Annotated in this window: 19 protein-coding genes, 2 tRNA genes and 1 riboswitch; of the genes, 20 read left to right on the top strand and 1 reads right to left on the bottom strand. The window is 48.3% G+C overall.

The genetic code is table 11. From position 1 onward, the window contains the following. The first annotated feature begins 5 nt into the window (after nt 1-5). Nucleotides 6-719, top strand: a complete 714-nt coding sequence (locus tag ACI4N7_RS09470) for an AzlC family ABC transporter permease (RefSeq protein WP_439733115.1) — start codon at nt 6-8, stop codon at nt 717-719. Next, a complete protein-coding gene (locus tag ACI4N7_RS09465) occupies nt 716-1,051 on the top strand; it encodes a branched-chain amino acid transporter permease (protein ID WP_439733114.1) in 336 nt (111 codons plus the stop codon). Before ACI4N7_RS09470 ends, ACI4N7_RS09465 begins: the two co-directional genes overlap by 4 nt. A 153-nt stretch (nt 1,052-1,204) precedes the next feature. On the opposite strand, the gene ACI4N7_RS09460 is transcribed toward ACI4N7_RS09465, so the two are convergent. After that, a tRNA-Glu gene (locus ACI4N7_RS09460) sits at nt 1,205-1,280 on the bottom strand. A 137-nt stretch (nt 1,281-1,417) separates the two neighbouring features. Here ACI4N7_RS09460 and sppA point away from each other — a divergent pair. From sppA to ACI4N7_RS09370, 18 genes are all read left to right on the top strand, one after another. Next, nucleotides 1,418-2,368 (top strand): signal peptide peptidase SppA, encoded by a 951-nt coding sequence (gene sppA / locus ACI4N7_RS09455; RefSeq protein WP_439733113.1) that lies wholly within the window; start codon nt 1,418-1,420, stop codon nt 2,366-2,368. Nucleotides 2,369-2,378: 10 nt separating this feature from the next. Then, a complete protein-coding gene (locus tag ACI4N7_RS09450) occupies nt 2,379-2,969 on the top strand; it encodes a YIP1 family protein (RefSeq protein ID WP_439733112.1) in 591 nt (196 codons plus the stop codon). Nucleotides 2,970-3,018: 49 nt separating this feature from the next. Next, a riboswitch (FMN riboswitch) is annotated at nt 3,019-3,136 on the top strand. Further along, nucleotides 3,132-4,382, top strand: a complete 1,251-nt coding sequence (gene ribD / locus ACI4N7_RS09445) for a bifunctional diaminohydroxyphosphoribosylaminopyrimidine deaminase/5-amino-6-(5-phosphoribosylamino)uracil reductase RibD (RefSeq protein WP_439733111.1) — start codon at nt 3,132-3,134, stop codon at nt 4,380-4,382. (Overlaps the previous riboswitch by 5 nt.) A 1-nt stretch (nt 4,383) precedes the next feature. Then, a complete protein-coding gene (locus ACI4N7_RS09440) occupies nt 4,384-5,037 on the top strand; it encodes a riboflavin synthase (RefSeq protein WP_439733110.1) in 654 nt (217 codons plus the stop codon). Beyond that, entirely contained in the window at nt 5,027-6,256 is a 1,230-nt protein-coding gene (locus ACI4N7_RS09435) for a bifunctional 3,4-dihydroxy-2-butanone-4-phosphate synthase/GTP cyclohydrolase II (RefSeq protein ID WP_439733109.1), read from the top strand. Before ACI4N7_RS09440 ends, ACI4N7_RS09435 begins: the two co-directional genes overlap by 11 nt. A gap of 76 nt (nt 6,257-6,332) precedes the next feature. Beyond that, on the top strand, nt 6,333-6,800 hold the full coding sequence (ribH, locus tag ACI4N7_RS09430; protein ID WP_439733108.1) for a 6,7-dimethyl-8-ribityllumazine synthase: 468 nt from the start codon (nt 6,333-6,335) through the stop codon (nt 6,798-6,800). A gap of 130 nt (nt 6,801-6,930) precedes the next feature. Then, on the top strand, nt 6,931-8,274 hold the full coding sequence (miaB, locus tag ACI4N7_RS09425) for a tRNA (N6-isopentenyl adenosine(37)-C2)-methylthiotransferase MiaB (protein WP_439733107.1): 1,344 nt from the start codon (nt 6,931-6,933) through the stop codon (nt 8,272-8,274). A 43-nt stretch (nt 8,275-8,317) separates the two neighbouring features. Further along, the gene (gene mutS, locus ACI4N7_RS09420; protein ID WP_439733106.1) at nt 8,318-10,882 is read left to right on the top strand and encodes a DNA mismatch repair protein MutS; all 2,565 of its coding nucleotides are present in this window, start codon (nt 8,318-8,320) and stop codon (nt 10,880-10,882) included. Next, nucleotides 10,882-12,798, top strand: coding sequence for a DNA mismatch repair endonuclease MutL (gene mutL / locus ACI4N7_RS09415; protein WP_439733105.1), 1,917 nt, complete (start codon nt 10,882-10,884; stop codon nt 12,796-12,798). The genes mutS and mutL overlap by 1 nt, the downstream gene beginning before the upstream one ends. Then, nucleotides 12,795-13,574, top strand: coding sequence for a class I SAM-dependent methyltransferase (locus ACI4N7_RS09410; protein WP_439733104.1), 780 nt, complete (start codon nt 12,795-12,797; stop codon nt 13,572-13,574). Before mutL ends, ACI4N7_RS09410 begins: the two co-directional genes overlap by 4 nt. Beyond that, a complete protein-coding gene (gene miaA / locus ACI4N7_RS09405; RefSeq protein ID WP_439733103.1) occupies nt 13,571-14,497 on the top strand; it encodes a tRNA (adenosine(37)-N6)-dimethylallyltransferase MiaA in 927 nt (308 codons plus the stop codon). Before ACI4N7_RS09410 ends, miaA begins: the two co-directional genes overlap by 4 nt. After that, nucleotides 14,454-14,687 (top strand): RNA chaperone Hfq, encoded by a 234-nt coding sequence (gene hfq, locus ACI4N7_RS09400; RefSeq protein ID WP_439733102.1) that lies wholly within the window; start codon nt 14,454-14,456, stop codon nt 14,685-14,687. The genes miaA and hfq overlap by 44 nt, the downstream gene beginning before the upstream one ends. 9 nt (nt 14,688-14,696) lie before the next feature. Further along, a complete protein-coding gene (locus tag ACI4N7_RS09395) occupies nt 14,697-15,938 on the top strand; it encodes an aminotransferase class I/II-fold pyridoxal phosphate-dependent enzyme (protein WP_439733101.1) in 1,242 nt (413 codons plus the stop codon). Between the two features lie 140 nt (nt 15,939-16,078). Beyond that, nucleotides 16,079-16,155, top strand: a tRNA-Val gene (locus ACI4N7_RS09390). Nucleotides 16,156-16,245: 90 nt separating this feature from the next. After that, nucleotides 16,246-16,719, top strand: coding sequence for a YhcH/YjgK/YiaL family protein (locus ACI4N7_RS09385; RefSeq protein ID WP_439733100.1), 474 nt, complete (start codon nt 16,246-16,248; stop codon nt 16,717-16,719). Between the two features lie 161 nt (nt 16,720-16,880). After that, nucleotides 16,881-18,068: an efflux RND transporter periplasmic adaptor subunit gene (locus ACI4N7_RS09380; RefSeq protein WP_439733099.1), complete on the top strand. Its 1,188-nt coding sequence runs from the start codon at nt 16,881-16,883 to the stop codon at nt 18,066-18,068. Nucleotides 18,069-18,077: 9 nt separating this feature from the next. Next, nucleotides 18,078-21,215: a multidrug efflux RND transporter permease subunit gene (locus tag ACI4N7_RS09375; RefSeq protein WP_439733098.1), complete on the top strand. Its 3,138-nt coding sequence runs from the start codon at nt 18,078-18,080 to the stop codon at nt 21,213-21,215. Between the two features lie 150 nt (nt 21,216-21,365). Next, nucleotides 21,366-21,931 (top strand): SGNH/GDSL hydrolase family protein (locus tag ACI4N7_RS09370; RefSeq protein ID WP_439733097.1); only part of this gene is annotated, 566 nt, incomplete at its 3' end.

The raw sequence follows: 21,931 nt of genomic DNA, 5'->3' as shown, positions 1-21,931 counted from the left end.
TATATATGAGTTCTTCATCTTCACCTGCATGGAAAGCGCTGCATGAGGCATTTCCCTGTACGATTCCCATATTTGCAGGATTCTGGTTTATTGCTTTTGCCTATGGGTTTTATATGTATACCCTGGGATTTTCTTTTATCTATCCCACGCTCATGGCCATGACGATCTTTGGCGGTTCTCTGGAATTTGTTACCGTAACGATGCTGCTATCTCCTTTTGCTCCCTGGCAGGCATTGATCGTAGCTCTTACCGTTCAAGCCCGACATTTGTTTTACGGACTGGCTATGCTGGAAAAATATAAGGGAACTGGATGGAAAAAGCCATTTCTGATTTTCTGGATGTGTGATGAAACTTTTGCTTTGAACTATTCAACGTCCATTCCATACGATGTAGACAGGGGATGGTTTATGTTCTGGATCTCCTGTCTGGATTATTTGTATTGGGTTTCCGGCGCCCTGTTTGGAGGTATACTGGGATCCCTGGTGCATTTCAATACTCAGGGGCTCGAATTCGTGATGACGACCATGTTTCTTGTTGTTTTCCTGGAGCAGTGGATGAAGGAAAAAAAGCATTATACCGCATTGATAGGATTGGGCGTATCCGCAGCTTCACTCTGCCTGTTCGGGAAAGATTCCTTTATTATTCCTGCCATGGCCGGCATGCTGCTCATCCTGACTATATTCAGGAAGCCTATTGAAAAGGCAGGAGGTTTTTTATGACAACGATGCCTTTATGGCAGCAGATAGTAACTATAGCACTCTGCGCTCTGGGAACCATGATTACCCGTTTCCTTCCTTTTCTTATTTTTAAACCGGGGAGTACTCTGCCGCCTTATGTGAAATATCTGGGGAAAGCGCTGCCTTCCGCTGTGTTTGCGCTTCTTGTGGTGTACTGTCTGAAGGATGTATCTCTTATTTCCGGCAGCCACGGTATTCCGGAAGCCATTTCCATAGCTGTGACTACAGGACTTCACTTATGGAAGAGGCAGATGCTCCTTTCCATGGCTGCCGGTACCGTTTGCTATATGGCGCTGGTGCAGTATGTTTTCTAGGAAAATGCTGACTGTATTCTATATTTGAATGAGCTCTTTTCAGTGATTGCAAAAAGACTGAAAAAGATCAGCTTTCAGAAGTATTCCGGCGTTTTATCTGAATGACAAGAGGTATCAAAATAAAAAAGAGCACCCACAGGTGCTCTTTTTGCATGGTGACCGGTATGGGATTCGAACCCATACTCTCTGCGCTGAGAACGCAGCGTCTTAACCGTTTGACTAACCGGCCATGTATGACATATTATACATGAACAGAAAGATAAATTCAAGGCCTTCTTTATCGTCAAAAAGCCTTCTCATTGGGGTTCCTTCAGGACGAATGGTTTGCAGGTATGTTATAATTTGAATAAAAGCGAGGAGGTACGTATGGATATAGAAAGAAAAAGAAAATACGCAATCGTATTTGTGATCCTTCTTCTGGCGGCTGCATTGGCAGCAGGTACGTCCGGTCTTTGGATGCAGGGGGAAACAGAAAAAAATACCAAAGGATACGTGGCAGTAATTCGCATTGACGGCCCCATTTATGGCGGCCCTGAAGCGGATTCCATTTTGAATGGGAATAACGGGGTTACCAGTGAGCAGCTGATGAAGGAATTTAAGGCAGCCCGCAAGGATCCTCAGGCTAAAGCCATTCTGGTACGTATTAACAGTCCCGGCGGTTCTACAGGGGCTACCCAGGAAATTGCAGAAGAAATGGATAAAATCCGCAGCAGCGGCAAACCTATTATTATCTCCATGGGAGATATGTGCGCTTCTGCAGGGTACTGGCTGGCAAGCAAAGGAAACTATATCTTTGCATCTCCTGCTACCATTACAGGAAGCATTGGCGTTTATATGGACTATACCAATATAGAAGATCTGATGGATAAACTGGGAATCAAAAATGAAAAGATTAAAAGTGGAGCTCATAAGGATATTCTTTCCATGTATCGTCCCATGACCGGCGAAGAAAAAGAAATGGTTCAAACCATGGTAGACGATATTTATAACCAGTTTGTACAGACGGTAGCAGATGGACGGAAAATGGATGAAAACAAGGTAAGGGCTCTGGCTGACGGCAGGATCCTTACCGGTAAACAGGCACAGGATCTCGGGCTGGTTGATGCCATGGGAAATTATTATGATGCATTAAGCTATGCGGCATCCAGCGGCGGCATCCAGACGGACAATATTCCGGTTAAGAGCTACGGAAACGGTATGTCCCTCCGCGGTATCCTGTCCGGTGAAGCCAAGAATCTTTCCGGCGTTTTTGCAGATGCCTTTGTAGATTCATTTAAGGAATCTCTGGCAGATTCATCTGTGCCATCAATGAAATAAGGAGGAATATATGAATCAGTTTCTTGACCTGGCTCTATCCCTGTTAACCTCACCGCGGCAGGCCATGCTTCACATCACCAATGAGGAAAAGCTGAAGGAAAGTTTTTTTATATGGCTTTTCGTGGTATTTCTTTTATCTTTATCCCTTTTCCAGCAGGGACCGGGACTTGTTATGCAGTTTATTCTTCTGGTACTCTGTATGGGAGCGGCTCTTCTGATCCACAGTGCAGTGATTGACTATATATCCGGCTTCTGGGGAGGCATGGGAACCGCCCGGGGAATTACAGCCGGCTTTATGGCTGCTGCTCTTCCAATGGCCTTTTCTGTATTTTTTACTTTTCTGGCAGTGATTGGCGCTGATTTCCTTTCCGGCATCGGCAGTTTTCTGGTTTTTATCTGGTCTTTTTATCTGGATATAGTGGCAATCGGCGTGAACTACCGTTTCCGCCCCGGGAAATCCTTCCTTATTGCTCTGACCCCCTACGTGCTGGTCATGATTTTCCTCATTGCCCTCATGTTTATCGGAGTGGCGGCAGCGGTAGAAGGCATTGCCAATATGCAGGATGTGCAGAATATCGAATCCGTTATCAGTCAGATATAAGGAAGCTCTTGCCTTTCATGGGCAATCTGCTATAATAATAGAGAATTTTAAATCTCTTCAGGGCGGGGTGAAAATCCCCACCGGTGGTAAAGCCCACGAACCTGCATGCAGGTAGATCTGGTGAAATTCCAGGGCCGACGGTACAGTCCGGATGAAAGAAGAGTGGACGGAAATTTTATGGAATCCACCTCCCTGGAAGAAAGGAAGGTGGATTTTTTGCGTATTGATGAAGACAGAAAGTTTATGGCCCGGGCTCTGGAACTGGCAGTCCGCGGTATGGGTCATGCAAGGCCCAATCCTATGGTGGGGGCTGTGATTGTAAAGGATGGACGCATTATAGGGGAAGGCTGGCATGAAAAGTATGGCGGCCCTCATGCGGAAGTCAATGCTTTTGCGCACTGTACGGAAGACCCGGCAGGAGCTACGCTTTATGTGACTCTGGAGCCCTGCAGTCATTACGGCAAGACACCGCCCTGTGCGGATCTCATTATTGAAAAAGATATTGACCGGGTAGTAACGGCCATGGTCGATCCTAATCCTCTGGTCTCCGGGAAGGGAATCAGGCGTCTTCGGGATGCCGGCATTTTTGTTACCGTAGGCGTCATGGAAAAGGAAGCCAGGAAGCTGAATGAAGTATTCCTGAAATTTGTGACGGAGCATAAGCCTTTTGTATTGTATAAAGCGGCCATGTCTCTGGATGGAAAAACAGCCTGCTACACAGGGGATTCCAAGTGGATTTCTTCCAAGGATGCAAGGGAAGAGGTACATGTGCTCCGGGGCTGCTATAAAGGCATTATGGTAGGGGCCGGCACAGTGATAGCCGATAATCCCCTTCTTACTGCCCGTACGGAAGGTCTGGATGATCCGGTCCGCATTATCGTAGACGGAAATCTGTCGGTTCCATTGAAGGCAAAAGTGTTTCATGAGCCCGGGGAAGTTATTGTTCTGACCACGACATCTTCCGACGAACATAAGAGAGAAGAACTGTCAGCCATGGGTGTGGATATTATCATGACTGACGGTGATGAGAAGGGGAAAGTGGATCTTGCTTCCGCCATGACCGGACTGGCATTGAAAGGGATTGATGGTATTCTGCTGGAAGGTGGAGCTTCCCTGGCTGCATCTGCCTTTGAGGCGGGAATCGTAGATAAGGTGCGCATTTACGAAGCACCCATGGTTATCGGCGGTCGTGAAGCACCGGGTCTCATCGGGGGCCGGGGTGCCTCTTCCATTGCAGAGACAATCAGGCTGAAAGATATGACTACGGAAACCTGCGGACCGGATCTTGTAATTGAAGCATATGTAGATAAAGGCAGAAAAGAAATCTACGATGAACGGATTGATCGTCTGGAAGAAGAAGTGCAGGAAGGACAGGAGAAGAAGGCAGAAGATTCCCCTGTAAAGGGAGAATAGTATGTTTACCGGCATTGTAGAAGAAATCGGGCATATTCATCATATTTCCAAAGCGAGACAGTCGGAAAGGCTGGTGATTTCCTGCCAAAAAGTGCTGGAAGGAACTAAAATCGGTGACAGTATTGCTGTAAACGGGACCTGCCTTACAGTGACTGCCATGAACAGCTCTTCCTTTGCTGCCGATGTTACACCGGAAACTATGAGGCGGACTGCTTTTTCCCTTTTTCGTCCCGGTACGCCGGTTAATCTGGAACGGGCACTGCGCCTTTCCGATCGGCTGGGAGGGCATATTATGATGGGCCATGTGGATGGCACCGGCCGTATTCTTTCTATGGAAAAAGAAGATAATGCAGTGAATATTACAATTTCTCCGGAAAGAAAATGGATGCGTTATATCATAGAAAAGGGATCAGTAGCAGTAGACGGCATCAGCCTCACCGTTGCAGAAAGGACGGAAAGCACTTTTTCCATTGCGCTCATTCCTCATACGGGAAGCGAGACGGCACTCCTGATGAAGCATGCGGGAGATGTAGTGAATATTGAATGTGATTATCTTGGAAAATATGTAGAGCAGCTCCTGAATGAAGGCCCGAAAGAAGGCCTCACCATGAGTATGCTGGAATCTTTGGGGCATGGAGGACATTATGGAGTATAAATTTGACAGTATTGAAGAAATTATAGAAGAAATCAAAAAAGGGCATATCGTGATCATGCAGGATCCGGAATCCCGTGAAAATGAAGGGGATTACATCTGCGCTGCTGAATTTGCTACACCGGAAAATGTAAACCGTATGGCATCAGAAGCCAAAGGGGTTATCTGCATGCCCATGTCGGAAGAAATAGCAGATGCACTGTATCTGGGACCGATGATCCGGCATAATACAGACAATCATCATACTGCATTTCTGGAGTCAATCGATTATAAAGATTCCGGTACCGGCGTATCTGCCGCAGCTCGCTCCATGACAGCGCTGGAGGCGGTCAAAGACGGCGCAAAACCGGAGGATTTCAGAAGACCGGGGCATCTGTTTCCGCTGAAAGCAAAGAAGTGGGGAGTCCTGGAAAGACAGGGACATACAGAAGCAACCGTGGATCTGGCCCGTCTGGCAGGTCTGAAACCGGCAGGTCTCTGCTGCGAAATTATGAATCCTGACGGCACCATGGCCAGAAGGGATGACCTTTTCAAACTGGCCAGAGAAAAAGGCATGAAAATCGGAAGTATTCAGGAACTGATTGAGTACAGGAAGAAGCATGAAAAACTGGTTGAAAGAGTAGCACAGGCTCATCTTCCTACCAAGTACGGCAATTTTGAAATTTATGGTTTTGTCAATTTAATGAATGGAGAACATCATGTGGCTTTAACTTTGGGTGATGTTTCCGATGGCAGACCGGTACTCTGCCGTATCCATTCCGAATGCCTTACCGGTGACTGCTTCGGATCCCTCCGCTGTGACTGCGGCCAGCAGCTTTCCAGTGCATTGAGGCAGATTGCAAAAGAAGGACGGGGAGTTCTTGTATATCTGCGTCAGGAAGGACGGGGCATCGGCCTGATCAATAAAATCAAAGCCTATGCTCTTCAGGATCAGGGATATGATACAGTGGAAGCCAATCTGAAACTTGGGTTCGCTGCGGATCTTCGTGAATATATGACCGGCGCCCAGATTTTAAAGGATCTGGGCGCAGTCACCATCAAACTGCTCACCAATAATCCCCAAAAGCTGGACGATGTCAAAGAATACGGTATCACTATTGCTGAGCGGGTACCCATCGAAATGGCGCCTACCAGGGAGGATGAATTCTATCTGAAGACCAAACAGGAAAAGATGGGACATATGCTGAAGCTGGATAAGGAAATTGAAGAGCCGAAGGCATAACTGGGTTACGGCATCTATAGAGAAAAAATAGAAAATCAGAGTTTATACAATACTACAATACAAAAAGGAGAACAAAATGAATATTATTTCCGGACTTTTTAATGAAAACCAGATTCGTGTAGGCATTGTGGCTTCCCGTTTTAATGAAGTCATCGTTTCCAAGCTTATTGATGGAGCGGTTGATGGACTTTCCCGGCATGGCGTGGATATGGACAAGGTGGATCTGGCCTGGGTGCCGGGGGCTTTTGAAATTCCTCTGGCTGCCAAGAAGATGGCTGAAAGCGGTAAGTATGATGCGGTCATCTGTCTGGGAGCTGTAATCCGTGGAGAAACGGATCACTATGAACATGTGGCTACGGAAGTCACCAAAGGCGTGGCTATGGCATCTCTTTCCAGTGGAGTGCCTGTACTTTACGGTGTACTCACTACTGACACCATTGAACAGGCCATTAACCGTGCAGGACTTAAATCCGGCAATAAAGGATTTGAATGTGCCATGGATGCTCTGGAAATGGCCAGCCTTTTCAAAAAACTGGATCGATGAGTCGTTGAAGACAGTCAAAAGCCATCCGGACGTTCCGGGTGGCTTTTTTGAAAACAAATTTCCCATACGGGGATATGATATAATAATATGATAACGATTCTATATATGCATTGGATACAGGAGGAAAGTCGTGGAAACAAAGCGGCTCACAGAAGAAAAGTTTTATTATACTGTTACGTACGGCTGTCAAATGAATGAAAATGACACAGAACGAATCAACGGACAGCTGGAGGATTTGGGATATAAGCCGGCGGAGAAGATGGAGAACGCAGATATTATTATCATGAATACCTGTGCGGTCCGTCAGAATGCGGAAGAAAAAGTATACGGCAAAATCGGGGAAATCAAAAAGCTGAAGGACAAGAATCCCCGCCTGCTTCTGGGCATTGCCGGCTGTATGGCACAGGAGAACAAGGGAAAGCTCATTGAGCGCATGCCTATTATTGATTTTGTCATCGGGCCTTACCATATCCATGATCTGAAGGATATTATTTCCAGAGAAAACGCCAGAGGCGGCCATGTGGTAAAGACGGAGCGGAATCCTCACAGTGTAAAGGATTACAGTGAGCTTCGTTCCGTGCGCAAGTCAAAAATCTTTGCCTGGATTCCCATTATGCAGGGATGCAACAAGTTCTGCACCTACTGCATTGTTCCCTACGTAAGAGGCAGGGAAATCAGCCGCACCATCGAGGATATCTGCCATGAAATCAGAGGACTGGCGGAAGAGGGATACAAGGAAATCACACTTTTGGGACAGAATGTAAATTCCTATGGCCTTGATTTCAGAAACGGAACCAATTTTGCCGACCTCATCCGTGCCATTGATCAGATTGACGGTATTGAACGGGTACGTTACATGACATCTCATCCCCGGGATATGACCTTTGATATGGTGGATGCCATGGCGGCTTCGCCCAAGGTGGTGCGCCATATGCATCTTCCTGTGCAGCATGGATCCAATGAAATGCTGAAACAGATGAATCGAGGCTATACCATTGAACATTTCAAAGAACTTGTCAATTATGTTCGGATGAAGATGCCCGATATTGCACTGACTACCGACCTCATTACCGGATTCCCGGGAGAAACGGAAGAAATGCATAGGGAAACGCTGAAGCTTCTGGAAGAAGTGCGTTTTGATTCTGCCTATACCTTTATTTATTCTCCAAGGACCGGTACGCCGGCATCACGGATGGAAAACCAGATTGACGATGAAACAAAGCATCGCCGCCTGCAGGAACTGATGGATACGGAAAACCCGATTTCTCTGGAACTGAACCGGAAGATGGAAGGAAAAACCTATGAAATCATTATTGAGGGTCCATCAAAGCAGGATCCTCATCACTGGTACGGACGTACCTCTTCCAATAAAATGATTCTCTTCCCCTATGAAGAAGGGATACAGGTGGGGGATACCCGCATGGCCAAAGTAGATACAGCCCAGACATGGGTACTGAAGGGCGAGCTCTGCTGAAAAGGCAGAATCAGCAATCAAGAAACTGAAGTGGGGTGATGACATGGCGAAAACGCCTTTGATGGAACAGTATAAAAAGGTAAAGGATGAGTACAGGGACTGCCTTCTTTTTTATAGACTGGGCGATTTTTACGAACTGTTTTATGATGATGCGGTGACGGCGTCCCATGAACTGGAACTGACACTGACCGGGAAAAATGCAGGGCCTGAGGGACGGGTACCCATGTGCGGCGTTCCCTACCATGCAGCTGAAATTTATATCTACCGCCTGATTCAGAAGGGCTATAAAGTGGCTATCTGCGAACAGCTGGAAGATCCTAAAAAAGCCAAGGGCCTGGTGAAAAGGGATGTGATCCGTGTCATTACGCCGGGAACAATCCTTTTTGAAAATTCCATAGCGGATAAGTCCAACAATTACCTGATTTATATTATGGAAGCAGACAGGGAAATCGATGCGGTGCTGGCCGATGTGTCTACCGGTGAATGCTGGTGGGGCGTATGGGATAAGAAGAAAGAAAAGGACGATTTCTTTGATATGCTTTCTGTCTATTCACCGGCAGAAGCGGTATGCAGTGTATCTGATGATTTTTACGGAAAACTCACCGGATTTGCGGCGGCCCGTCTTGGTGCCTGCCTGATATCCAGGGCCGAGGGGGAAGAAGAAGGCGATCTTCCGGAAGCAGCTTCATCCATAGAAAATGAGAACGTGAAGCAGGTCTTCCGCAGGCTTTCCGCCTATATCAGGGAAGTTATGAAATCCGATGTATCCGTTTTTCATTCCATTCTGCCCATTCGTGAGGATCACACCCTGACTCTTTCGGAAGAGTGCCTGAGAAATCTGGAAATCACCCGGAATATGCGGGACGGCGGCAGGAAGGGAACGCTTCTGGAGCTTCTCGACTATACTCATACCGCCATGGGCGCGCGTCTTCTGAAGCGGTGGCTGGAAAGACCTTTGACCGATGTAAACAGGATTATTCTTCGGCAGGATGGCATTGAAGAACTCACCGGCCATATGACAGAACTCACCAATCTGGAAGATATGCTGTCCAAGGTATTTGATTTCGAAAGAATATTAAGCCGCATTGAGGCGAATTCCACGTCTCCTAAAGATCTGCTTGCCCTGAAGGCCAGTCTTCAGATGATTCCACAGATTAAGAATCTTCTTTCAGGGGCGGGATCGGTGATTCTGAAAAAGCTGAATGCCCAGATCGGTGTCCACGGGCCAGTATTTGACCTTCTGAACCGGGCCATGAATGAAAACGGGACAGGCAATGTGCGCGACGGAAAATATATCCGTGAAGGATTTTCAGCAGAACTGGATGAGGTTCGATCTCTGTCGGAAAACAGCCAGCAGTATATTGCCGATCTGGAAGAACGGGAAAAGGAAAAGACCGGCATTAAGCTCAAAATCGGATTCAACAATGTGTTCGGCTATTATTTTGAAATTTCCAATGCCAATAAGATTCCGATTCCGCCGTATTACATGCGCAAGCAGACACTGGTCAATGCGGAGCGGTACATTACACCGGAACTTAAGGAGTTTGAGGCGAAAGCGCTGACAGCCAAGGAAAAGACGGAAGAACTGGAGCTCAAAATTTACCAGGCGGTGAAGGCAGAAATTCGTCCTGAAATTCCCGACATGCAGAAGACAGCCAGAGCGTTGGCGGAACTGGACTCCCTGGCCAGCCTTGCCCGGGCTGCCTTGAAGGACAGATATATTCGACCGCAGATCACAAACAGCCGGGAAGGGCGTATTTCAATTAAGGACGGCCGTCATCCCATGGTAGAGCATGCCCTGAAGAGGGAAATGTTTGTACCGAATGATACGGAGCTCAACCATCATGACCAGGAAATTCTGGTGATTACCGGCCCCAACATGGCAGGTAAATCTACCTATATGCGACAGGTGGCAGTACTGACCATTATGGCGCAGACCGGTTCTTTTATCCCTGCCAGAAGTGCCTCTTTTTCCCCGGTGGACCGCATCTTTACTCGAGTAGGTGCCACTGATGATATTTCTACAGGGCAGAGTACCTTTATGGTGGAAATGCAGGAGGTATCCCATATCCTGCGAAATGCCACCAGAAACAGTCTGATTCTTCTGGATGAAATCGGACGTGGCACCAGCACCTATGACGGCATGAGCATTGCCAGGGCTGTGGTGGAATATATTGATGAAAAGATTCACGGGTTTACTCTCTTTGCCACGCATTATCATGAGCTGTCCGACATGGCTGACAACAGCAGCCGCATTAAAAATTACACCGTTTCAGTCAAGGAGCGGGGAAAGGAAATTACTTTCCTGCGCCGTATTGTCCCCGGATGTGCAGACAGGAGCTACGGTATTCATGTGGCCCGTCTGGCAGGCCTGCCGGAGTCGGTGCTGAAGCGGGCAGATGATATCCTTCACGGGCTGGAAGAGAAAGACGGTGCTTCCGGCATGGCGCCTTCCCCGGCAGAGAAGAAGGAAGAACCGATGGGAATGGACCTCTTTACCTCACCGATTATTGATGAACTGGCCAATCTGGATGTGATGAGCAAGACTCCTATTGAGGCTATGGAGATTCTGTTCCGGTTAAGCAAGGAAGCGAAGGAGGGAAGATAATGGCAGTGATCCACATATTGGATGAAGTTACCGCAAACCAGATCGCCGCGGGAGAAGTAGTAGAGCGGCCGGTGAATGCGGTCAAGGAACTGGTGGAAAATGCAGTGGATGCCGGAGCCAGTGATATTGAAATTGAAATTGCCGACGGCGGAATGACTTATATCCGCGTGACAGATAATGGATGCGGAATGTCAGAAGAAGATGCCAAGCTTTCTGTCATCCGCCATGCCACCAGCAAAATTTCCAGTGTAGATAATATTTATCATATTGCCTCTCTGGGGTTCCGCGGAGAAGCGCTTCCCAGCATTGCCTCGGTTTCCAGGACTTCGATTACCACCAGAAGAAGCGAAGATGAAGAAGGCACGGTGCTTGATATGACCGGCGGCGAAATTACCGAAGTCAGACCGGCAGGAGCACCGGCGGGTACAACTGTGGAAGTACGGGATCTTTTCTATAATGTACCGGCCAGAAAAAAGTTTCTTAAATCCGAGCGTACGGAGTCTTCCCGCATCAACAGCATGGTGGGCAAGCTTTCTCTGGCGAACCCGGATATTTCCTTCCGTCTTATCAACAACGGAAGAACAGTGATTGAAACACCGGGGAACGGCCGCCTCATGGATGTTATTTCCGCCCTTTATGGTACAAAGACTGCAGGGGAAATGCTGCCTGTAGCAGAGGATGGTGAAAATATTTCTCTGGAAGGACTGATTTCCAAACCTTCCCTTTTGAAAAGCAGCCGCCAGTACCAGACGATTATCATTAACCGCAGAGTAGTGGAAAGTGCAGTCGTTTCCAAAGCAGTAGACAATGCATATCATTCCCTGCTTCCCAAGAACGGCTATCCTTTGATGGTACTGTCTTTCCGTGTGCCGCCGGAAAGTATTGATGTCAATGTACATCCGCAGAAGAGGGAGATTAAATTCTCCGATGAGCAGTCTGTGTTCCGTCTGGTATACCACGGAGTGCTGGGAACGCTGACTTCCCAGTCCACTGCTGATACTATTGCCAGGGAAATGATTCGCGATCCGGGACATGAAATCCTTGATCGGAAGGACTTTAAGCCCGGCTCGGTGACTGTGGAAGAAAAACCTTCGGGAGTTCCGGATATCGGTCTCTCCGAAAGACCAAAAACCGGAGTATCCTGGGGAGAACCGGCACCTTCTTATTACCGGGCAGCACCATCTTCTTCGAGAACAGAAAGGCCTGCGGAAAAAAGGACGGCTCCCTATACGCCTTCTGAGGGCAGCAGGAATTTATTTTCCGATAAGTCTGTCTTTGAAGAATACAGGAAGGAAGAACCGGATCGGGTAAAAGAGGCAGAACCTCTTTTTGAAGAGCAGAAGGAAGAAATCCCGGTCATTCCCTTAGGACAGGTATCGGACTGTTTTATTCTCTGCCAGCATGGAAAAGATCTTCTTATCATAGATCAGCATGCAGCCCATGAAAGGGTGCGCTATGACCATATGGCGCAGCGGGCTGAAGGCATTCCCGTACAGGAGATTCTTATTCCTTATCTTATCCATGTAGACAGCGAAGACCTGGCACTGATGGAGGAGAAGAAAGAGGACATCATGAAACTGGGCATTACCTTTGAACAGGCAGGGCCCGATGTGATCCGGATTACCGGGGCGCCGGAGGATCTTTCCTCTACGGAAATGGAACGGGTAGTGGCAGAACTGGTGAAAGCTTACCATGAAAAAGATATGCCTTCTCCTGAAACCCTGCGCCACCGCATGATGGCTTATGCAGCCTGCCGGGGCGCCATTAAACGGGGAGATCCTTTAAATATCCGGCAGATGAAAGAATTGATTTCCGATCTTTTTCATACCACCCGGCCCTTTGTATGTCCCCATGGAAGACCTACCATTGTAAAGTTTACGCCGGAGGAACTGGGAAGGCTCTTTAAAAGACCATGAACATCGCAGCCACAACCATTCGGAACTACAGCCGGGCTGTCAGAGAAATGGCGGAAGAGCGGGCGGAAAGTCTTCAGATTCCCTATACTGCCAGGGAAGGAACACTGGAAGAGATGGCTTTGCATTTCCATATGGAAGGATTTCTTATTTATGGGAAAACACTTCCCTATTTCTGGACCGGCGGGGAAGAGTATCATTTCCATCTGGGCACTTCGGTACTTCGGACGGAACAGATGAGAAGAGGAAATCAGGACAGACTGTGCCGCCTTCTTCCTTCCCGGGGTAACCTTTCCGTGCTGGATGCCACTTTTGGGCAGGGAGGGGATTCGGCGGTAATGAGCTGGTTTCTGAAGGACAGGGGACGTGTCACCTCTCTGGAAAAGAGCACTGCTCTTTATGAAGTAGGCAGGGCAGGGCTTTCTTCCTTTCAGGACAAAGATGAAACTTTGACTGAGGCGCTGCGGCGGATCCGTCTACTGCACGAAGATTTTCACCTCTTCCTTCAAAAAGCGGAGCCTAAAAGCTATGATGTTATCTATTTCGATACCATGTTCCGCGCTCCGGTGAAACGCAGTGAGAATCGCATAGAAGGCTTTCGTAAAGCAGCTTCCTATGACAGGCTGGATGAGGAAATCCTTCATTTAGCTTTGCATATCGCCCGTAAAAGAATTATAGTTAAAGAAAGACCTTTTTCTCCCTTGTTTGCAGGCAGTCTGTTTACCTCCCTGCATTATCATAAGGGACAGTCCACAGCATACGGGGTGATTGATGTATGAAGAAGGACCGGCTTATTACCATCCTTGGTCCGACGGCCTCAGGGAAGACGGATCTGGCTGTTTATCTGGCCAGAGAACTGGGATCTTCCGTTATTTCAGGAGATGCTTTCCAGATTTACCGCCATATGGATATCGGTACAGCCAAGGTGACAGAAAAAGAAGCCCGGGGTGTTCGTCATTACCTGGTGGATGAGCTGGAACCATCCGAACCCTATTCAGCTGCTGATTTCCAGGAAAAGGCAAAAAAAATTATCCATCAGGAGAATGAGGCTGGCCGCATCCCTATTCTCTGCGGCGGCACAGGCCTTTATATCCAGGGCCTGCTGGAGGGATATTCCTTTTTACCCAAGGGAAAAGGCCGCCCCTATTTTGAAAAAGTATGGGAGGAAAAGGGGAAAGAAGGACTGGAAGCTCTGCTCCGGGAAAAAGGGGAACAGCAGATCCCTCCTGATGCCCAGCGTATGATCAGGAAACTGGAGCTTCTGGAATCGGGAGAGAAGGGAAAAAAGCCGCTCAAGTCCGATTCTCTTCTTTATGATGGTCCCGTCATAGGAATTGCTATGGACAGGACCGTTTTATATGATAGAATAAATAAGCGAGTCCATCTTATGATAGAAGCAGGACTCCTGGAGGAAGTGAGACAGCTCCTTGCCTCCGGACTTTCTGAAAAAAACCAGTCGCTGAAAGGAATCGGGTATAAGGAAATGATTCCTGTGGCGGAAGGGAAGCTGACTCTGGAGGAAGGGGAAGCGCTGATTCAGAAAAATACCCGGCACTTTGCCAAAAGACAACTGACCTGGTATAGACGAATGCCATATATCCACTGGGTGGAACGCGGCCCATCAGAGGAAGACATATGGTACAGGGAAATTAAAGCCTATGTCATTTCATATTTCGGAGGAGAAAACAAAGATGGAAGGTAAAATGAATCTGCAGGACACATTTTTGAATGAAGCCAGGAAAGAGAATGTCCCGGTCAGCATATTTCTCATGAATGGAGTCCAGCTTAAAGGAAAGGTAAAATCCTTCGACAGCTTCACTGTCCTTCTGGTGAGCGAAAACCGCTCCCAGCTGATTTATAAACATGCTATATCTACAATTCAAAGGATCTGAGACAAACAAATGAACAAGAAACTTGAACAGGTACAGAAAGAGGCGCTCGCTCTTTGTGCGCCTGTTTTTCATGAAATGGAAGAAATTTCTCTTTTTAATACCCAGAAAGTACTGGAAGCTTTCAGGAAGCATCACCTGTCTGCCTACCATTTTGCACCGTCCAACGGCTATGGATACGGAGACCCGGGCAGAGAAAAGCTGGAAGAAATCTGGTGTGACGTATTTCATGCAGAAAGCGCTCTGGTAAGGCCGCAGTTTGTATCCGGCACTCATGCCCTGGCTACGGTTCTCCTGGCTCTTCTGGAACCGGGAGATACCATGGTTTCTGCCGTAGGCGCTCCCTATGATACGATGGAAAGCGTAATCGGCATTACCGGAAATGCACCGGGCAATTTAAAGTCAAAAGGCGTTCACTACAAGGAAGTGCCGCTGAAGGGGAATACCTATGATCTGGATGCCATTGCTGCGGCAGTGGATGAAAACACCAAGCTGGTAGAAATCCAGAGATCTCGGGGATATATGCTGAGAGATTCTCTGTTCCCCAGCGATATTAAAAAAATCATCGAAACCGTTAAGGCTAAAAATCCGGATACCATCTGTTTCGTGGACAACTGCTACGGCGAATTTACCAATAAGGAAGAACCGATTGAACTGGGGGCTGATATTACCGCCGGTTCTCTGATTAAAAATGCAGGCGGCGGCCTGGCTCCTACCGGGGCCTATATCTGCGGCAGAAAAGACCTGGTGGAACTGTGCTCCTATGTGTGGACGGCACCGGGACTTGGTGCAGAAATGGGTTCCTATGCGGCCTCTTATCGTCCGTTCTTCGAAGGACTTTTCCTGGCGCCCCACATGACCAGACAGGCTATGATGAGTGCTGAATTCTGTTCTGCCGTATTCAAGCTTCTCGGCTTCAAGACAAGTCCGGAACCGGGCCATTTAAGAACTGACCTGATTACCACGGTCACTTTGGATTCGGAAGAAAACATGTGCCGCTTTGCCGAGGCCATTCAGAACTGGTCTCCTGTTGATTCCGATGCTACCCCCGTACCCGGACCCATGCCCGGCTATGTAGACCCCATTCTGATGGCTGCCGGTACTTTCGTACAGGGCTCTACCATTGAAATGTCTGCAGACGGCCCGGTACGTCCGCCCTATGTTATGTATTTCCAGGGAGGGCTGACCTTTGAATCTGCCCAGCTGGCCATTATGGGAGCTGCAGAAAAGGTGCTGGAAGCACAGGGAAAATAAGACCATAGAAGATGGAGGAAGCCGCTGACGGCAGGAACTATGCCTGCTGCCAGCCGGGCTTTTTCTATAGACTCCTATAATCTGAATGCTAAAAGACCCTTAACAAATCATTCCTCCTGTGTTATAATAATTTTCGTCATGGGGCTATAGCTCAGTTGGTCAGAGCGCTTCGCTCACATCGAAGAGGTCTCCGGTTCGAACCCAGATAGTCCCACCATAACCCGCCTGACGGCGGGTTTTTTCATGCGCTGAAAAAGAGGGTTCGTGGTATAATAAGGTGGCTAACAAAATTGAAGGAGGAAACAATATGATTACCGGAGATATTCATCATCTGGAAGCATACAAAAGACAGCTTCCGGCTTTTATTTATCAGTGCCTTACGGCTATACGGGATTTTGACTTTGCCTCTGCTGCCGATGGAAAATATGAGCTTTCCGGCTGTACCATGTCCGTAGAGTCTCCTGCTACGGAACCGGAAGAAAATCGGAAACTGGAAGGGCATAAGAAGTTTATTGATATTCAGTACGAGATCAAGGGAGAAGAAGAATGGATCGGCGTGGAAACGGTTTTTGATTCTCCCCGGGAAGTAGAATCTTACAAAGACAGAGATTTGTATTTCTTTGCGTCCCACAGGGAAAAAGAATCAAAAGTGTATTTCACGGAAGGCCGTTTTGCTGTATTTTTCCCGGAGGATCTGCACCGTCCGCTCTGTCAGGGAAAAAAGGGAAGGGAAATCCTTCGGAAAGCAGTAATGAAAGTACCGGTGGAAAAAGTACGGTAAATGCATGGGTTCCTGCAGTTTTCAAAAACTTATCTTCGGTAAACATGTTCTTTTCGATTGACTATTAGTCAATAATCTGATATTATAAGAACAATTCAAAAGAGCAGGATAGTTTTAAATTGGCAAAATCCGCTCCACCATCATTCATAAGGGGGTTATGTATGAGATATAAAAAGTTAGCTGCTGCTGTAATGGCAGCCGGTTTCCTTTTGTCAGGAGGCGCGCTGCTGGGGGGCTGTGGTTCTTCCCAGCAGGCAGCGGGGCAAAAGCAGGCGATGAAGGTTACTACGTTCAAGCCTTTTAAATCGGATACACCGATTATGCGGGAATATACCGGTTCCATTATGGCGCTGCAGGAAGTACCTGTCCGATCCAAAGTGTCCGGTACGGTCATGGAAAAGTACATTACCGGGGGTCAGCAGGTAACACAGGGACAGCCGCTTTATCGGCTCGATACCAGAAATTATAATTCTCAGCTTGCCAATGCCCAGGCACAGGCTGCCCAGGCTACCGCCAATTATGAGAATGCAGCTACCGATCTGGCCCGCTATGACCAGCTGATTGCTGCCGGTGCCATTTCCCAGAAGGTTTATGATAACCAGAAGGCAGCCGCTGATGCGTATAAAGGCGCTATGGATGCTGCCCAGGCCCAGGTGGATATTGCTTCCACCAACCTGACGGATACCGTTGTGACAGCACCGTTTAACGGCAAGCTTTCCATGGATGATGTCAATATCGGTACCTATGCGACTGCCGGAACGACAGCTCTGGTAACCATTTCTTCATCCGATCCTATTTATGTACAGTTTGATATGTCTGAAAACGAATACCTGGCTCTGAATAAGAGCCACGAAGGACAGGATACCACAGGCCTTGGCAATAACCTGAAGCTTCGTCTCTCCGATGGCTCCATTTATGGAGAAACCGGTAAAATCGTACAGGTGAACCCCAGCATGAGCGGCGGCCAGCTGTCCATGAAAGCGGCTTTCCCGAACCCCGATAATCTCCTGGTGCCCGGCATGTATGCTGCTATCGTTTCTGACAATGAAATCGCTAAAGGCTCCCTTCTCATTCCGACCAAAGCTCTGGTACAGCTCCTGAACAAGGATATTGTAGATGTGGTGGTGGATGGCAAGATTACCCAGAAAGCAGTCAAGGTGGGCGGCTCTTATGGCATTTACACCATCATCGAAAGCGGACTGGACGAAAACGATGTCATCGTAGTGGATGGACAGAGTAAGGTCCAGGTAGGACAGGCTGTAGATCCTGAAGAAACCACGAAAGACAAACTGGAACAGGATGCAGCGGAATCTGTCAAAGGTCAGAGCGGCACTGCCGACAAGCAGTAAGGAGGACCTATGGCTAATTTCTTTATTAGGCGTCCTATCTTCGCTATCGTTGTGGCGCTGGTGGTTTCTATTGCAGGGTTCCTTGCCATATTCACCCTGCCGATTGACCGCTATCCGCGAATCACGCCGCCTCAGGTTTCCGTAAGAGCTACCTATTCCGGCGCTGATGCGGAAGTCGTGGCGCAGACGGTGGCGGAAGTCATTGAAAAGAACGTGGTAGGTGTGGAAGGCTTTGATAACATGTCTTCCAACAGTAACTCCAATGGTGCTTATTCATTGAACGTGCAGTTCCTTATGGGCACCGATTCCGATATGGCTACTGTACGTGTACAGAACGGTGTAACCGCTTCTGATGCCGGTCTTCCGGATACAGTACGTAATATCGGTGTAACTACCAGAAAATCTTCCGGTGATATGGCCCTGGTTGTGAGCTTCTATTCTCCAAACGGTACCTATGATAAGAACTTCCTGAAAAACTATTTCAGCATGAACTACCTGGATGAATTAAAGTCCATCAAAGGTGTAGGTACTGTACAGGAATTCGGTTCTGACTTCGCTATGCGTATCTGGATGGATCCCACCAAGATGTCGCAGAACAATATCACTGCTGCTGAAGTCATTTCCGCAGTTACCAGTCAGAACCAGCAGATTGCCGCCGGCAACATCGGCTCTGCTCCGGTTACCAAAGATCAGCCTTTCCAGTATGTAGTTACTGCAAAGGGCCGTCTGGTTACCGCAGAAGAATTCGGCAATATCGTACTTCGTACCAACAGCGACGGCAGCCTTCTTCATCTGAAGGATGTAGCCCGCACGGAACTGGATGCCAAGAACTATGACTTCATTTCCAGAGCCGGCAACTACGAAACCTCTGCCGTAGCCTTCTCCCTTACCGATGATGCCAACGCCGTGGAAACCATTGGCGCCATCAAGGCAAAACTGGCGGAAGATGCGAAATCGTTCCCTGACGATATGAAGTATGTTATCAACATGGATAACACCGACTTCATCTTTGCTTCTATCAAGGAAGTTATTGAAACATTCTTCGAAGCCCTCCTCATTGTAGCCATCATTGTGTATGTGTTCCTCCAGAACTGGAGATCCACACTGATTCCTATGATTGCGGTTCCGGTATCTCTGCTTGGTACCTTCGCTTCCTTCGAAGTGCTGGGCTTTACCATTAATACGCTGACCCTGTTCGCCATGGTTCTGGCCATCGGGCTGGTAGTCGATGATGCCATCGTCGTTATCGAAGCAGTGGAATACGAAATGCGCTACAACAACCTGCAGCCTAAGGAAGCCACTGTAGCAGCCATGCAGAAGGTGCAGAGCCCGGTAATCGGCGTAGCCGTAGTACTGGCAGCCGTTTTCGTACCGGTTGCATTCCTGGGCGGCATTATGGGTATTCTGTATAAACAGTTCGCCCTGACCATTGCCGTATCTGTGCTCCTCTCCGCATTTACCGCTCTTTCCCTGACCCCGGCTCTCTGCGCAGGTCTGCTGAAGCCGAATAAGAAGAAAGCGGATAAGGGACGCATTGACCGTATGTGGGACCGCTTCAATGACGGCTTTGACCACATGGTTGAAATTTATGGGGCTGTGCTCCAGAGACTGGCTCATGCGATTTATCTCCCTTTGGGTGTTCTCTTTGTCCTCTTTGTTGCAGCTACATTCATGTTCGTGAAACTGCCGACTGCATTTATTCCGCAGGAAGATAACGGCTTCTTCCTGAATGCTATTCAGCTTCCGGAAGGTTCCGTCAACGTTCGTACAGCCCAGTATGTAACGGAATTTCTGAAATACATGGGCGAGGATCCGGCAGTTGCCGTGACCCAGGGCGTAGTAGGTATGGATATTCTTTCCGGCGGCCAGAAGCCAAATGCAGGCCTGTCCTTTATCAAGCTGAAACCATGGGATGAACGTAAATCCAAGGATATGCAGCTGGATGCGGTAATGGCCAAAGCCTTTGCCTTCAATGCTACCCATCCGGGGGTAACCCTGATGGCTCTGAACCCGCCGCCTATTCCTGGCCTCGGCAACTCCGGCGGTTTCACCATGTACATTCAGAACAAGAACGGTGATACCAACGAAGGCATGCAGAATGTAGTCAACCAGTTCCTGGCCGCTGCCAACCAGCGTCCGGAAATTCAGATGGCCTACACCACCTTCCGTATGGATACTCCATCCTATAATTATGATGTAGACAGAGATAAGGCTGCCAAGAGCGGCGTGAATGTAGGCGATATCTTCACCGCCCTCCAGGCATTCTACGGCTCTGTACAGATCAACGATTTCACCATTTACGGACGTAACTTCAAAGTTATCGCTCAGGCGGATACCCAGTACCGTATGAGTCCTAACGACAACAAGTTCCTCATGGTGAAGGACAGCAGCGGTAATATGGTGCCGATTTCCAACTTCATTACACCTAAGAAATCCAATGCCGTATCCGTTATTACCCGTTACAACAACTTCCCGGCCGTTAAGATCGGCGGCAACCAGGCAGCCGGTTATTCTTCCGGCCAGGCACTGGATGCGCTGGAAGAAGTAGCAAAGGAAACCCTGCCGAACGGCTATGGCTACGCCTTCGCTGAATCTTCCGCCCAGGAACGTGAAGCCGGCGGCAAGACTGTATATGCTCTGGCTTTAGGTATGCTCTTCGTATTCCTGTCTCTGGCAGCTCTTTACGAAAGCTGGAAAGTTCCGTTCTCTGTCATCCTCGGGATTCCGACAGGCTTCTTCGGTGCCTGCCTTGGCGCATTCGTGTTCAATGTGTATAACGACATTTACTTCCAGATCGGTCTTCTCACCATTATCGGTCTGGCGGCGAAGAACGCCATCCTTATCGTTGAATATGCGAAGGTCCGTGTAGACAGCGGTATGGAAGTGGTCAAAGCATCCATCGAAGCATCGAAGATTCGTCTCCGCCCGATTCTTATGACCTCTCTGGCATTTATTCTGGGCAACGTACCGCTGGCTCTGTCCACCGGCGCCGGTTCCAATTCCCGTTCCGAAATGGGTATTGCCGTAGTGTTCGGTGTGCTGTCAGCTACCTTCTTCCAGATTTTCATTGTACCTATGCTCTTCATTGTGATTGAACGAATTCACGGGTTCAAGAGACCCAAGAAACCGGTCACCATTGATGAATAAGGGCTGATCAAAAAAGTCTCCTTCGGGAGACTTTTTTGTTTTGTATAAAATTGTTGCACCTGGCAGAGGAAAGCTGCGAAAGGGCCCGTAAGGCTGGCCATCTTTTCTGCATGCCGTTTCTTATGCTACAATCAGGGTGAGGTGATAACCATGAGCGCATTATGGAATCAGAACATTTCTATGATCCACTGCTTTGGCGACAGTCTGACGGAGGGCTATGGTGTCCTGCCGGGGCAGGGATGGGTAGCCCTTCTGGATAAGAGAATGAAAGGGATATCCTTTTACAATCATGGTGTGTGCGGCAGTCTTACCGAAGATATTCTGGACAATCTTTCAGCTGCATCCGGAAGGGTGAGAAGGGGAGAAGGATATTTCTTCATGGGAGGAACCAATGATATTCTCTTCGGCATACGGCTCACGGTGCTGGAGAAGAGAGTGGAAGAGGCGCTGGGAAAACTGGCGGAGAGGATTCCTCTTACTCTTGGCATTCCTCCTCTTTTTACGGAAATGAGCGTGGATACGGGATGGCAGGAGGTGGGATCCTTTAAAAGAAACAAAAGGGATTTACTGGACTACCAGAAGTTTCTCCGTTCCCTGGCCGGGGAATATGATATACCTCTCCTGGATTTTACCAGAGCCTTTCCACCGGAGGAGAAGTGGTATACCGACGGCATCCATCCCAACCGGGAAGGAAATGAAAGGATGGCTCTTCTGGC

Source organism: Dialister sp. (genome assembly GCF_051885895.1).
Classification (GTDB): Bacteria; Bacillota; Negativicutes; order Veillonellales; family Dialisteraceae; genus Dialister.
This window is presented reverse-complemented; position numbering and strand designations above follow the sequence as displayed.

Coding starts and splice junctions, on each gene's coding strand:
- ACI4N7_RS09470 (WP_439733115.1), top strand. CDS start 6: ATGAGTTCTTCATCTTCACCTGCATGGAAAGCGCTGCATGAGGCATTT.
- ACI4N7_RS09465 (WP_439733114.1), top strand. CDS start 716: ATGACAACGATGCCTTTATGGCAGCAGATAGTAACTATAGCACTCTGC.
- sppA (WP_439733113.1), top strand. CDS start 1,418: ATGGATATAGAAAGAAAAAGAAAATACGCAATCGTATTTGTGATCCTT.
- ACI4N7_RS09450 (WP_439733112.1), top strand. CDS start 2,379: ATGAATCAGTTTCTTGACCTGGCTCTATCCCTGTTAACCTCACCGCGG.
- ACI4N7_RS09440 (WP_439733110.1), top strand. CDS start 4,384: ATGTTTACCGGCATTGTAGAAGAAATCGGGCATATTCATCATATTTCC.
- ACI4N7_RS09435 (WP_439733109.1), top strand. CDS start 5,027: ATGGAGTATAAATTTGACAGTATTGAAGAAATTATAGAAGAAATCAAA.
- ribH (WP_439733108.1), top strand. CDS start 6,333: ATGAATATTATTTCCGGACTTTTTAATGAAAACCAGATTCGTGTAGGC.
- mutS (WP_439733106.1), top strand. CDS start 8,318: ATGGCGAAAACGCCTTTGATGGAACAGTATAAAAAGGTAAAGGATGAG.
- mutL (WP_439733105.1), top strand. CDS start 10,882: ATGGCAGTGATCCACATATTGGATGAAGTTACCGCAAACCAGATCGCC.
- ACI4N7_RS09410 (WP_439733104.1), top strand. CDS start 12,795: ATGAACATCGCAGCCACAACCATTCGGAACTACAGCCGGGCTGTCAGA.
- miaA (WP_439733103.1), top strand. CDS start 13,571: ATGAAGAAGGACCGGCTTATTACCATCCTTGGTCCGACGGCCTCAGGG.
- hfq (WP_439733102.1), top strand. CDS start 14,454: ATGTCATTTCATATTTCGGAGGAGAAAACAAAGATGGAAGGTAAAATG.
- ACI4N7_RS09395 (WP_439733101.1), top strand. CDS start 14,697: ATGAACAAGAAACTTGAACAGGTACAGAAAGAGGCGCTCGCTCTTTGT.
- ACI4N7_RS09385 (WP_439733100.1), top strand. CDS start 16,246: ATGATTACCGGAGATATTCATCATCTGGAAGCATACAAAAGACAGCTT.
- ACI4N7_RS09380 (WP_439733099.1), top strand. CDS start 16,881: ATGAGATATAAAAAGTTAGCTGCTGCTGTAATGGCAGCCGGTTTCCTT.
- ACI4N7_RS09375 (WP_439733098.1), top strand. CDS start 18,078: ATGGCTAATTTCTTTATTAGGCGTCCTATCTTCGCTATCGTTGTGGCG.